Source organism: Sphingomonas sp. 28-62-11 (genome assembly GCF_002278865.1).
Taxonomy (GTDB): Bacteria; Pseudomonadota; Alphaproteobacteria; order Sphingomonadales; family Sphingomonadaceae; genus Sphingomonas.
In genome coordinates, this window is sequence record NZ_NCGB01000018.1 from 91,832 (window position 1) to 103,451 (window position 11,620).

The window sequence follows — 11,620 nt, forward strand, 5'->3', positions numbered from 1 at the left end:
AGTCTATGATGCGGCAGCCAAAACGGTTGCTGAACAGAACACGGCGGTCAGCGCGCGGTGCGCTTGGTCACCACGATACGGTATAGGATGAGAAGGACGATGGCGCCGCCGGTGGCAGCGGCATAGCTTTGCCAGCCACTAGAGATCTGCCAACCCATTGATTGCGATACGAAGCCAGCCAGCAAGGCGCCGGCGATACCAATCAGGATCGTGACGATGAACCCGCCTGGATCCTTGCCCGGGAGAATGATTTTGCCAAGCACACCGGCCACCAGGCCGATTAGGATCCAACCAAAAAAGCTGTTTTGCAGAAGCATCGCTCTTCTCCCCCGCGACATCGGGCCGCGTCTGATGGTTAACTTGCCTGCGCGGGTTCTGGTTGCAACCGATTCTTGGATAAATCGACGATTTGAGATGCCTTGCAACGGCTTGCAGGCGACGATGAAACACGGCAATGGCCGCGCATCAAAACACCGGCTTGAGATCGGTGCTTTATTCATCTAATACAGCATTTGAATATGAGGCGGCATCAGGCCGATACGTGAGAGTGAGCCACATGAATTACGAACCCGGCACGATTGGCAATGATGGACGTCTGGCGTTTGCCGGTGCCCGCAGCGATGCAGGGCGCGGACGCTTGTGGATCATCGTGCTCGTCGCGGTTTTGTCCGTGATCGCGCTTGTCTATTTTCTGTCGGCGGGCGGTGAAGACAAAAAATCAGCGGCGGCAACGGGCGCTGCATCGCGCGGCGCTCAGGTGCCGAAGGTGACCGTCGAGATTCCCGGCCGCCAGGAAGTCGGCCGCACCGTATCGGCCACCGGATCGATCGCGGCAAAGGTCGACATGCCGGTCGGCGTCGCTGGCGAAGGTGGATTGGTAACGAACGTGCTCGTACAGCCGGGCCAGTGGGTGCGCGCGGGCCAGGTGCTGGCAACCGTTGATCGATCGGTGCAACTGCAGACCGGCGCATCGCTTGCAGCTCAAGTCAATGTCGCCCGATCGGACGCACGGATTGCCCAGGCCGAGCTCGATCGCGCGGCAGCGCTGATCGCGCGGGGCTTCATCTCGAAAGCCGATCTCGATCGCCGCACCGCAACGCGTGATGCCGCCAATGCGCGCGTCAACGTGGCGCAGGCCCAATTGGCAGAAGCCAATGCCCGCACCGGGCGGCTCAATATCCGCGCACCCGCCGCCGGGCTGGTGCTGACTCGCAATGTCGAGCCAGGCCAGGTCGTGAGCGCCGGTTCGGGTACGCTGTTCCGGCTTGCCAAGGGTGGCGAACTCGAATTGCGCGCCGCACTGAGCGATGCCGATATGACAGCGGTCAGCGTCGGCGTTTCGGCGCAAGTGACCCCTGTTGGCAGCGAGCGCACTTTTGCCGGCCGCATTTGGCAGGTATCGCCTGTGATCGATCCGCAGACCCGCCAGGGCATCGCGCGGATCGCGCTTGGCTATGATCCGGCGCTTCGTCCCGGTGGCTTTGCCGCCGCCGTGATTGCCAGCGGCACCAGCCAGGTGCCCCTGCTGCCGCAATCAGCCGTGCAGAGTGACGCGAAGGGCAATTTCGTCTATATCCTGAATAACAAAGACGAAGTGGTGCGCCAGCCGATCAAGGTCGGGCAGGTTTCCGATGCGGGCGTCGCGATTTCGGAAGGCCTGGTCGGCAATGAACGGGTCGTTGTGTCGGCAGGCGCGTTCCTTAATCCGGGGCAAAAGGTAGCCCCCGTTCTTCAGAAGAAGCAGGGCTGATCACCATGGGTTTCCGCAACATCTCCGCATGGTCGATCCGCAACCCCGTTCCGCCGATCGTCCTCTTCATCGCGCTGCTGGTGCTTGGCATCGGCAGTTTTTTGACGATGGACGTCAATGACAATCCGGACATCGATTTCCCCGCTGCCCAGGTGTTTGTGTCGCAGCCCGGCGCGGCGCCGACCGAGATGGAAACCCAGATTACCCAGCGGGTTGAAGCAGCAATTCGCAGCATCAATGGCGTCGACGAAATCAATTCGAACGTCAGTGAAGGGTCGAGCTCTACCTTCGTCCAGTTCGCGATCGGCACGCCCATCGACCGCGCGGTGAACGATGTGCGCAACGCCATTGATCAGATCCGCGGCGATTTGCCCGACGGCATTCTGGAACCCCAGGTTCAGCGCGTCGACATTGGCGGCGATGCGATTGCCTATCTGTCGGCCTCGTCGACGGCGATGACGCTTGAGGAACTCAGCTGGTACGTCGACGATACGGTATCGAAGAAGCTGCTCGCCGTGCCCGGGCTTGCCAAGGTTAGCCGCAATGGCGGGGTGAACCGCGAAATCCGCGTCATTCTCGATCCGGTAAAGCTCCAGTCGCTGGGGCTTACCGCCGTGCAGGTGAACCAGCAGCTGCGTCAAACGAACCTGAACGCGGCCGGCGGCCGTGCCCAGATCGCCGGTTCGGAACAATCGGTTCGCGTGATCGGCAATGCGCGCACCGCGCTCGTGCTCGGCGATACGCAGATTTCCACGGGCGGTGGCCGCACGGTTAAGCTGTCCGACCTCGCCACGGTGCGCGATCTTTACGCCGAACAACGCTCGCTCGCGATCCAGGACGGGCGCCAGGTGCTCGCGTTCAGCATTGAAAAGGCCAAGGGATCGTCCGACGTCTCCGTCTATGATTCAGCCAAGAAGGTGATCGAGCAGCTCGAAAAGGATAATCCGAAGGTCAAGTTCACTGAGCTGTTCAACAGCGTCGATTACACGCGGACGCAGTACCATTCGGCGATCGAGGCAATGGTTGAGGGCGCGGTACTTGCCGTCATCGTCGTCTTCATCTTCCTGCGTGACTGGCGCGCGACGATCATCTCGGCGATCGCGATCCCGCTTTCCGCCATCCCGACCTTCTGGTTCATGGACCTGATGGGCTTCACGCTCAACGGGCTCAGCCTGCTCGCACTCAGCCTCGTCGCGGGGGTTCTGGTCGACGATGCGATTGTGGAGATCGAGAATATCGTTCGACATATGCGCATGGGCAAATCGGCGTATCAGGCGTCGATCGATGCCGCCGATGAAATCGGGCTGGCCGTGCTTGCGACGACGATGTCGATCGTCGCGGTGTTCCTGCCCGTCGGTCTGATGCCGGGCATCTCGGGCCAGTTCTTCAAGAATTTCGGACTGACGATCGTCGTGTCGGTGCTGATCAGCCTTGCGGTCGCGCGGCTTATCACGCCGATGATCGCGGCCTATTTCCTGAAGGCCAAGGGCAGCGCCAGCCACGGCGAGGGCTGGTGGATGGACCGCTATATGGATTCGCTGCGCTGGGCGGTTACCCATCGCTGGAAGACCGTGGGCATTGGTGGCCTGGCGTTGGTTGCAACGTTCATCGCCTTTGCCGGCTTCCCCGGCGTGCTCAAGCCGATCCCGCTGACGTTCCAGCCAACGATTAACACCGATTACAGCCGAATCCGCATCCAGCTGGCGCCCGGATCGACGCTCCAACAGGCACAGGATGTCGCGCTGCGCGTAACCGCGATCATCAAGGATGCGCCTGAGGTCCAGAACGCGTTCACCAACGTTAATGTCGGCAGCGCCAGCATCTTCATCACGCTGAAGGCAAAGCGTGACCGTACCAGCGTCGAGTTCGAGAGGGCTTATGCGCCGCAACTTGCGCAGATCGCCGACGCCCGCGTGAACTTCCAGTCGCAGGGCGGCGGCGGCGGCGGCGGATCGGGGCGTGACATCACGATCACGCTGGGCGGTTCCGATCCGGCGATGTTGAACAAGGTCGCCAACGATCTGGTCGACCAGATGAACGGCGTGCCTGAACTGCGTGCCCCGCGCGTCAATGGCGATCTCCAGCGCCCCGAAATCACGATCCGGCCGCGCATGGACCTCGCCGCGAGCATGGGCGTCACCACGGCCGCGCTCAGCCAGTCGATCCGCATTGCGACGCTGGGTGATATCGACCAGAATGTCGCCAAATTCTCGTTGTCGGATCGCCAGATCCCGATCCGGGTGGCGCTGTCGGAAGATTCGCGGCGCAACTTGTCGACGATCGAGAATCTGCCGGTGCCAACATCGATGGGCGGATCGGTGCCGCTGGGGGTCGTCGCCGATATCGGTTTCGGCGCTGGCCCGACGCAGATCCAGCGATCGAACCAGACGCGCCGCATCACCGTGGGTGCTGACCTTGCGCCCGGCAAGGTGACGGGCGATGCCATGCCCAAGATCCAGCAGCTGCCCGCACTGAAGAACCTGCCGATCGGCGTGTCGCAGCTTCAGATCGGTGAAGCGAAGTGGCAGGCCGAATTGCTGCTGAACTTCGTCATCGCCGTGGTTGCAGGTGTCATGCTGGTGTTTGCGGTGCTGGTGCTGCTCTACAAGCGCGTCATGCCGCCGCTCGTGAACATGGGGTCGCTCATCCTCGCGCCGCTGGGTAGCGCGATTGCGCTGCGGCTGACGGGCGATGCCGTATCGATGCCAGTATTCATCGGGCTCCTGATGCTGCTCGGCATTGTCGCTAAAAACTCGATCCTGCTGGTCGATTTCGCGCTGGAGGAGATGCACAAGGGTGTCGACAAGACGACGGCGATCCTGGACGCCGGGCACAAGCGCGCCCAGCCGATCGTGATGACCACGATCGCGATGGTGGCGGGCATGGTACCGATCGCGCTATCGCTGACCGGCGATGGCAGTTTCCGCGCACCGATGGGCGTGACGGTGATCGGCGGACTGATCCTGTCGACATTGCTCACGTTGGTGATCGTGCCCGCCGGGTTCAGCATCGCAGTGGGCATCGAGGAATGGATTGGCCCACGCCTTGGCCGCCGCCTGCTTACCTATAAGGAAGGGGATAACGGCGTTCCCGTGATCGATAACCAGCCGACAGGACCACGGCCGATCGGCTATCGCCCCGGTGATGGCGAGCCGCAGCCCGCCGAGTGACCGGCAGGGCCGCGGCCAGGTTGAACCTTCCGGGCGGTGGGGGATTGGGCAGGTGATGAACCTGTTCACCCGCCCCACCCGTCCGGATCAAGCCCCGCCGCCGGCGCTGATCCGGATGCGGGCGATCGCGACTGGCCTGCTGGTGGCGATGGCAGCGGTGTATTTCATCGCGCGCGCGCTCGACCAAGTGCATCCGCTGTTCGGCTTTGTCCGGTCGTTCGCCGAAGCGGCGATGGTGGGCGGGCTGGCGGATTGGTTCGCCGTGACCGCGCTGTTCCGCCACCCGCTTGGCCTGCCGATCCCCCACACCGCGATCATCCCGCGCAACAAGGACCGGATCGGCGATAATCTGGCCGCATTCCTGCGGGATAATTTCCTGGTGCCAGGGGTCGTCGCGCGGCGGATGCGGCGGCTCGATCTTGCCTCGTCGGCGGGCCGTTGGCTGGCCAGCCCCTCCTCGGGCGACGGGCGGCTTCGGCGCGGTGCAGGGCGACTGGCCGCCGATGTGCTTGAGGCTTTTGACCAGAAACGGCTTGGCGGCATGGTCAAGCAAACGATCGGGCAGCGGCTGCGTGCGCTCGATATCGCGCCGCTGCTTGGCCAGGCGCTTGATGCCGCGATGCTCAAGGATCGGCATCTGCCGCTGCTCAACGGCATCATCCGCTGGGCCGGGCAGACGCTGAGCGCCAACGAACACATCATCCGCGCGATGGTGCATGAACGCGCCGGATCGATCATGCGCTGGACCGGGCTGGACGAGACGCTGGCCAACAAGATTATTGACGGGCTCGATCAGATGCTGGCCGACATGGCCGATGATCCCGGCCACCCGCTGCGCGCCAAGGCTGAAGAGGGCCTGGCCAAGCTCGCCTTTGATCTGCAGTTCGATGATGTCATGCGGCTTCGCGTCGAGGCGCTGAAGCTGGAGATTATCGATAACCCGGCGATGCAGAACTGGCTCGACGGGCTATGGGAATCGGCGCGCCAGGCGATGCTGCGGATCGCGCGCGACCCTGCGGCCGGGCGCCAGGGCAAACTGGGCGAGGCACTGCAACAGCTCGGCACCACGCTCCAGGAGGATGCGCGGCTTCGCGCGACGATCAACCGCTTCGTGCGCCGCGCGGCCGTTGGCACTGCGGCCGATTATGGCGACGCGATCGTCCGGCTGGTTTCCGAAACGATCCGCAGCTGGGATGCGCAGACGATTACCCTTCGGGTGGAAAATGCGGTCGGCCGCGATCTGCAGTTCATCCGCATTAACGGCACAATCGTCGGCGGTCTGGTCGGGCTCGTGATCCACAGCGTCGATATTCTGCTTTGAAGGCAGATGTTCCCGCGCTGGTTGATCACGCCGCCCAATCCAGCACCGGCCATCCCCGCGCCACCGCAAGCACGCGCAGCGGCGGATGCGGGTTTACTGCAAATGCCTCGTCCGCCCAGTCGAGCGTCGGCGCGTCCGAGGCATGATCCGAATAGAATCGTACATGGGCGGTATCGCGCGCGATCCCCTGACTTGCCAGCCATGCCTCGATCATCCGCAATTTGGCGGGGCCATAGCAATTCTCCCCTGCAATCGCCGCACGGATCGCCCCGTTTGCGCCCCGCTCCGATCCGGTCGCGATAACGGCATCAAAGCCCAGCCGATCGGCAATTGCGCCAACATAGAATCCGAACGACGCGGTCGCGAGCACCAGCCGGTACCCTGCCGCCCGGTCCGCTGCGATTTGCGCCAGCGCGGCCGGGTGAACGCCCACCGCCATCAGCCGATCGGCGAAGGTATCGGCCAGCGCCGCCATGGCGGGCGCTGCAACCAAGTCTCCCAGCATCAGTCGTTGCGCGCGCTCCTTCAACGCACCGCGATCGCGAAGCCCTATCCCATAGGCGATCCCCTCGCCCGCCAGCAGCGGCAGCAGCGCAAGTCGCCAGGGGGCATAGCCTCGTGCGGCGTGAAGAAGGAACGGCGTCCACGTCGCGGCGCGCGTGATCGTCTTATCCATGTCATAGATCGCCAGCCGCACCATGTCCCACCCTTAGACAGCTATGTCCTTGCCGATCCAGTGCGTTTGCAGCAAAGATGGGCGTGATGGGCACCATGGCTGAGTTTTCGCATGAAAATGTCGGCGGGGCCGACACGCTGCGCTTTAGCGGCAGCCTTTCGCTGGCCAAACTAGGCGATTTTCCCAATCGGCTGCGTGACTTTGACGGCAAGGTCGACCGGCTCGACCTGAGCAAGGTCGAACGCATCGATACCGTAGGCGCCTGGCTCGTGTATCGCTTCGCCGCCGAGCACAAAGTACCGATCGAGGGCGTCAGCGCGGATGCGCGCCACTTGCTCGACCAAGTATCCGCCGCAGACCAGCAGGTATCGATGCGGCCCGATTCCGCCGGGCCATTGGTGCGCGTGCTCGGCGAAATCGGCGCGGCAGTGATGACGTCTGGCAGGACGATGTACGGCTTGCTCGGCTTTTTCGGCGCGACGATGATCGCGCTGTTCAACGTTGTTACCCATCCCAGCCGCTTCCGGTTCAACGCCACCGTTCAGCGGTTTGAGGTGGTCGGCGTTTCCGCGCTGGGCATTATCGGGCTGATGAGCTTCCTGATCGGACTCGTGATCGCGCAACAGGGCGCAGTGCAGCTGCGCCAGTTCGGGGCGGAGGTGTTCACGATCAACCTGGTCGGGCGGATCACCTTGCGCGAACTTGGCGTGTTAATGACCGCGATCATGGTCGCGGGCCGATCGGGATCGGCTTTTGCCGCGCAAATCGGCACGATGAAGCTGACCGAGGAAATCGATGCGATGCGCACGATTGGCGTGTCGCCGATGGAAGCACTGGTGCTCCCCCGCGTGCTCGCAGCGGTATTCATGATGCCGCTGCTGGGGTTCTATGCCTCGGTCGTGGCGATTATCGGTGGCGGGCTGCTCTGCTGGATTTCGCTCGATATTCCGCCGGTGACGTTTATCCAGCGGCTCCGCGAAGTCGTGCCGATCACCGATCTCTACATTGGCTTGGTGAAGGCGCCCGTATTCGGCGCGATCATCGCGATTGCGGGCTGTTTCCAGGGGATGCAGGTCGAATCGGATGCCGAACAGGTCGGCCAGCGCACGACCGCCGCCGTGGTCCAGGCGATCTTCCTCGTCATCGTACTCGATGCCTTTTTCGCGGTTTTCTTCACCTGGCTGGGCTGGAACTGATGGCGGGCGATGTCGTCATCTCGGTCAAGGGGCTGAAGACCAGCTTTGGCGAGCAGGTGGTCCATGACGGGCTCGATCTGCAGGTGCGGCGCGGCGAGATTTTCGGCGTGGTCGGCGGATCGGGCACCGGCAAATCGGTGCTGATGCGATCGATCATCGGTCTGCAGACCCCCGATGCGGGCGAAGTAAAGGTGTTCGGCGAATCGACCGTCGACCGCGATGATAGCGAGACGATCGAGATTAGACGGCGCTGGGGCGTATTGTTCCAGGGCGGTGCGTTGTTCTCGACGCTGACGGTCGCCGAGAATGTCCAGGTACCTTTGCGTGAATTCTACGATAAACTCGATCAAGGCCTGCTCGACGAGATCGCGGCGTATAAAGTGGTGATGACTGGCCTTCCCGCCGAAGCAGGGCCGAAATTTCCGGCCGAGCTTTCCGGCGGAATGCGCAAGCGAGCCGGATTGGCCCGGGCCTTGGCACTAGACCCCGAACTTCTGTTCCTTGATGAACCCACCGCCGGGCTCGATCCGATCGGCGCTGCCGCGTTCGACGATCTCACCAAATCGCTGCAACGGACGATGGGGTTGACGGTTTTCCTGATCACCCATGATCTCGATACGCTTTACGCGATTTGTGATCGCGTCGCGGTGCTTGCCGACAAGCGCGTGATTGCGGTTGGGACAATCGACGAACTGCTCGCGCTGGACCATCCATGGATCCAGGAATACTTCAATGGCCCGCGCGGCCGGGCCGCAACCAGCACACGGGAAAGTGCCGATCGCCGCGCCGAGGCACAGGCACAGACCAGCTCAGGGACTGCTCACTGATGGAAACGCGCTCCAACCATGTCCTTGTCGGCACTGTCGTGCTGGTCCTGCTGGTGCTGATGGCGGTGTTCGTCGTCTGGCTCGCGCAGCTGAGCGGCAGTGCTGACAAGGAATATGACATCTTCTTCAAACAGTCCGTCAACGGCATCAACAAGGGTTCGAACGTCTCGTTCAGCGGCGTGCCCAAGGGCCAGGTGAAGGACATCGCGCTGTTCAAGGAAGATCCGCAGTTCGTGCGCGTGCGGATCAGCGTGAATGTCGACACGCCCGTTTTGCAGGGCACCACAGCGACGATCCAGGGTGTCGGCTTTACCGGCGTCAGCGAAATCCTGCTCGATGGCGCGATCAAGAATCAGCAGCCGATCACTTGCCCCAGCGTGAAGCCGCAAAGCGCGTGCCCGTTCGGCGTGCCCGTCATCCCCACTCGCCAGGGCGGGCTCGGCGCGCTGCTCAGCTCGGCGCCCCAGCTGCTCGAGCGCCTGTCAAACCTGACCGAGCGGCTGACCGATCTGCTGTCCGACAAGAACATGGCGTCGATTACCGGCATTCTCGACAATACCAACCGCGTTACTAAGGCGCTGGCGGACCGCTCAGGTGATCTGGGCGGCACGATCGCCGAAACCCGCGTCACGATCAAAAAGGCAGGCGAAGCCGCCGAAGCCTTCACCAAACTGGCCAAATCGGCAGACGGCGTGCTGCGCGATGACATCAAACCCGTCACCGCCAATCTGAACAAGGCCGTCGCCTCTGCCCAGCGCAGCCTTGATCAGGTCGATCAGCTGATCGGTGAGGCGCGGCCGGGCGTGCAGGCCTTCTCCAAGCAAACCGTGCCCGAAATCGGCCAGCTGGTGCGCGATCTGCGCGTCATGGCCGCCTCACTCACCTCGGTTGCCGAAAAGATCGATCAGGGCGGTGCCGGATCGATCCTCGGCGCGCCGAAACTGCCCGATTACAAGCCGGGCAAAACCCCCAAAGCCCCGAAGAATTGAGGCAAATCATCATGCGCCCCATCATCACGCTTCTGCCCGCCCTAACGGCCGCGCTCCTGCTGAGCGGCTGCATCAGCTTTGCGGCTGCTCCACCGCCATCCCTGTTGACGCTGACGCCGGACAGCCCGTTGGCGACCGGCCAGACCAGCAATTCGGCCACCGCCGCGACGATCTTGATCCAGCTGCCCAGCGTGCCCGCCTCGCTCGCCAGCGCGCGCGTGCCGGTGCAGACCACGCCGACCGAGATCGCCTATGTGAAGGAAGCGATATGGTCAGAACCGCCCGCCCGCCTGTTCGCACGGCTGCTCGCCGACACGATCGGCAGCCAGACCGGGCGCGTGGTGCTCACCCCGGCACAGTCGATGCTCGATCCGGGCGCGCGGCTGGGCGGTGAACTCCGCAGCTTCGGGCTTGATGCGGCAACCGGCGACGCGGTTGTCACCTATGACGCAACATTGATCCGCGGCGGCAGCACCAGCTTTGAAAAGCGCCGCTTCGAAGCGCGCGAGCCGGTGGGCTCGGTGACGCCGCAAACGACCGGGCTTGCGATCAACCGCGCCGCCAACCGGGTTGCCGCCGAAGTCGCCACCTGGGTCGGCAAATAAGCGCCGATACGACGCTATTTCTTCGCGACGCGCACCGGCACGGGCAGGTTGCACAGATCTGCGGCATTTGACGGCACCGTGAAGAACGGCGGCGTGCGATTGGCGCGGGCGGCCAGATAGCGCGCGAAGTCAGGCGATGGCGGCGTCAAATATTCGAAATGCGGGCGTGTGCTGGCGGCAACGTCACTCGCGATCGTCACCCGCACGATGGGGACGCGCATTTCCGGCGTCTCGTACAACCCCAGTCCGCCCCCGGTACCGCGCGGCAACGCCGATAGCGCGTCCATCCCCTCAATCACCCGGCCGACCACCGCAATGTTGCGATCGAGGTGACGCGGCGCATGGCCGATCACGGTATAGAGATCGCCGCCGGTGCCGGTATCGGGCGCCAGATTGCGCGCAACGCCCACCATGCCATAGCAATGCGGCAGCCATTGCTGCTGGCCATCGCCTGCGAGCGGCCAGCCATCCGCCGAGAAGCCCGTAACCCGCGCATAGGCATCGGCGTAGGGGTTTGGCGTGATGCTGTGGGCGGACGCCGGCCACTCATATTCGGCGGGCGGTGCAAGGACGATGCCCGGCGCCGGTGCTTTGGCCTCGGTCGCATCGCCCCACTGCGTTACATAATTGTCCTGCACGCGGTAAACACTGGCATCGGTCCACCACCCGGCGCGCGCGATTTTGCGGATATTGGCGACATGGACCGGGGCAAAGCCGCTCGCCAGCCAGATGGCGACGCGCTTGCCATCGGCAAAGTCGATCAGCATCACATCCTCGTCGGCAATCGCCGCCCAGGCGCTGGCGGGCGCGGCGTCGGCGATCTGTCCTGCTGTCGGGGCGGATGGCGGAGGGGGCGGCGCTGCGGCCTGAGGCTGGGATTGCGGCGGCTGAAGGGCGGCGGCGAGCAGCATGGAAGCGATAGCTTTGATCATGTCGGCATCATGGCATGCCGACAGCGCTTGCGGAAGCGCCCCCTGCCCGCTAGGTCTCGCGGCCTTCCAGTGCATGCGGAGCGGTGGCCGAGTGGTCGAAGGCGCTCGCCTGGAAAGTGAGTATACGTCAAAAGCGTATCGAGGGTTCGAATCC

Annotated in this window: 10 protein-coding genes; 7 read left to right on the top strand and 3 right to left on the bottom strand. The window is 63.4% G+C overall.

What is annotated here, in order from left to right; all coding sequences use genetic code 11:
• Positions 1-47 precede the first annotated feature (47 nt).
• Positions 48-500, bottom strand: a complete 453-nt coding sequence (locus B7Y49_RS07685; protein ID WP_374126996.1) for a GlsB/YeaQ/YmgE family stress response membrane protein — start codon at positions 498-500, stop codon at positions 48-50.
• 56 nt (positions 501-556) lie between these two features.
• Between B7Y49_RS07685 and B7Y49_RS07690 the strand changes: the two genes are divergently transcribed.
• Genes B7Y49_RS07690 through B7Y49_RS07700 form a run of 3 tightly spaced genes read left to right on the top strand, consistent with a single transcriptional unit; the run spans position 557 to position 6,241 of the window.
• Positions 557-1,750, top strand: a complete 1,194-nt coding sequence (locus B7Y49_RS07690) for an efflux RND transporter periplasmic adaptor subunit (protein ID WP_374127007.1) — start codon at positions 557-559, stop codon at positions 1,748-1,750.
• Between the two features lie 5 nt (positions 1,751-1,755).
• On the top strand, positions 1,756-4,920 hold the full coding sequence (locus B7Y49_RS07695; RefSeq protein WP_374126997.1) for an efflux RND transporter permease subunit: 3,165 nt from the start codon (positions 1,756-1,758) through the stop codon (positions 4,918-4,920).
• Between the two features lie 55 nt (positions 4,921-4,975).
• Entirely contained in the window at positions 4,976-6,241 is a 1,266-nt protein-coding gene (locus tag B7Y49_RS07700) for a DUF445 domain-containing protein (protein WP_374126998.1), read from the top strand.
• Between the two features lie 25 nt (positions 6,242-6,266).
• Here B7Y49_RS07700 and B7Y49_RS07705 read toward each other — a convergent pair whose 3' ends face one another.
• Entirely contained in the window at positions 6,267-6,941 is a 675-nt protein-coding gene (locus tag B7Y49_RS07705; RefSeq protein ID WP_374126999.1) for an HAD family phosphatase, read from the bottom strand.
• Between the two features lie 62 nt (positions 6,942-7,003).
• On the opposite strand from B7Y49_RS07705, the gene B7Y49_RS07710 reads away from it, so the two are divergent.
• From B7Y49_RS07710 to B7Y49_RS07725, 4 genes are read left to right on the top strand one after another with little or no spacing between them, the layout of a single operon-like run.
• Positions 7,004-8,113: an ABC transporter permease gene (locus tag B7Y49_RS07710; protein ID WP_374127000.1), complete on the top strand. Its 1,110-nt coding sequence runs from the start codon at positions 7,004-7,006 to the stop codon at positions 8,111-8,113.
• The gene (locus B7Y49_RS07715; RefSeq protein WP_374127001.1) at positions 8,113-8,940 is read left to right on the top strand and encodes an ABC transporter ATP-binding protein; all 828 of its coding nucleotides are present in this window, start codon (positions 8,113-8,115) and stop codon (positions 8,938-8,940) included. Before B7Y49_RS07710 ends, B7Y49_RS07715 begins: the two co-directional genes overlap by 1 nt.
• Positions 8,940-9,929 carry an MlaD family protein gene (locus B7Y49_RS07720; RefSeq protein ID WP_374127002.1) on the top strand — a complete coding sequence of 330 codons (990 nt, stop codon included), beginning with the start codon at positions 8,940-8,942 and terminating at the stop codon, positions 9,927-9,929. Before B7Y49_RS07715 ends, B7Y49_RS07720 begins: the two co-directional genes overlap by 1 nt.
• An 11-nt stretch (positions 9,930-9,940) precedes the next feature.
• Positions 9,941-10,534, top strand: a complete 594-nt coding sequence (locus tag B7Y49_RS07725; protein WP_374127003.1) for an ABC-type transport auxiliary lipoprotein family protein — start codon at positions 9,941-9,943, stop codon at positions 10,532-10,534.
• 14 nt (positions 10,535-10,548) lie between these two features.
• On the opposite strand, the gene B7Y49_RS07730 is transcribed toward B7Y49_RS07725, so the two are convergent.
• The gene (locus tag B7Y49_RS07730) at positions 10,549-11,466 is read right to left on the bottom strand and encodes a peptidylprolyl isomerase (protein WP_374127004.1); all 918 of its coding nucleotides are present in this window, start codon (positions 11,464-11,466) and stop codon (positions 10,549-10,551) included.
• Positions 11,467-11,620 lie beyond the last annotated feature (154 nt).

Bases quoted from the DNA above. Each gene is read 5' to 3' on its own strand.
- B7Y49_RS07685 (WP_374126996.1), bottom strand. From the start codon at position 500: ATGAATAAAGCACCGATCTCAAGCCGGTGTTTTGATGCGCGGCCATTG.
- B7Y49_RS07690 (WP_374127007.1), top strand. From the start codon at position 557: ATGAATTACGAACCCGGCACGATTGGCAATGATGGACGTCTGGCGTTT.
- B7Y49_RS07695 (WP_374126997.1), top strand. From the start codon at position 1,756: ATGGGTTTCCGCAACATCTCCGCATGGTCGATCCGCAACCCCGTTCCG.
- B7Y49_RS07700 (WP_374126998.1), top strand. From the start codon at position 4,976: ATGAACCTGTTCACCCGCCCCACCCGTCCGGATCAAGCCCCGCCGCCG.
- B7Y49_RS07705 (WP_374126999.1), bottom strand. From the start codon at position 6,941: ATGGTGCGGCTGGCGATCTATGACATGGATAAGACGATCACGCGCGCC.
- B7Y49_RS07710 (WP_374127000.1), top strand. From the start codon at position 7,004: ATGGGCACCATGGCTGAGTTTTCGCATGAAAATGTCGGCGGGGCCGAC.
- B7Y49_RS07715 (WP_374127001.1), top strand. From the start codon at position 8,113: ATGGCGGGCGATGTCGTCATCTCGGTCAAGGGGCTGAAGACCAGCTTT.
- B7Y49_RS07720 (WP_374127002.1), top strand. From the start codon at position 8,940: ATGGAAACGCGCTCCAACCATGTCCTTGTCGGCACTGTCGTGCTGGTC.
- B7Y49_RS07725 (WP_374127003.1), top strand. From the start codon at position 9,941: ATGCGCCCCATCATCACGCTTCTGCCCGCCCTAACGGCCGCGCTCCTG.
- B7Y49_RS07730 (WP_374127004.1), bottom strand. From the start codon at position 11,466: ATGATCAAAGCTATCGCTTCCATGCTGCTCGCCGCCGCCCTTCAGCCG.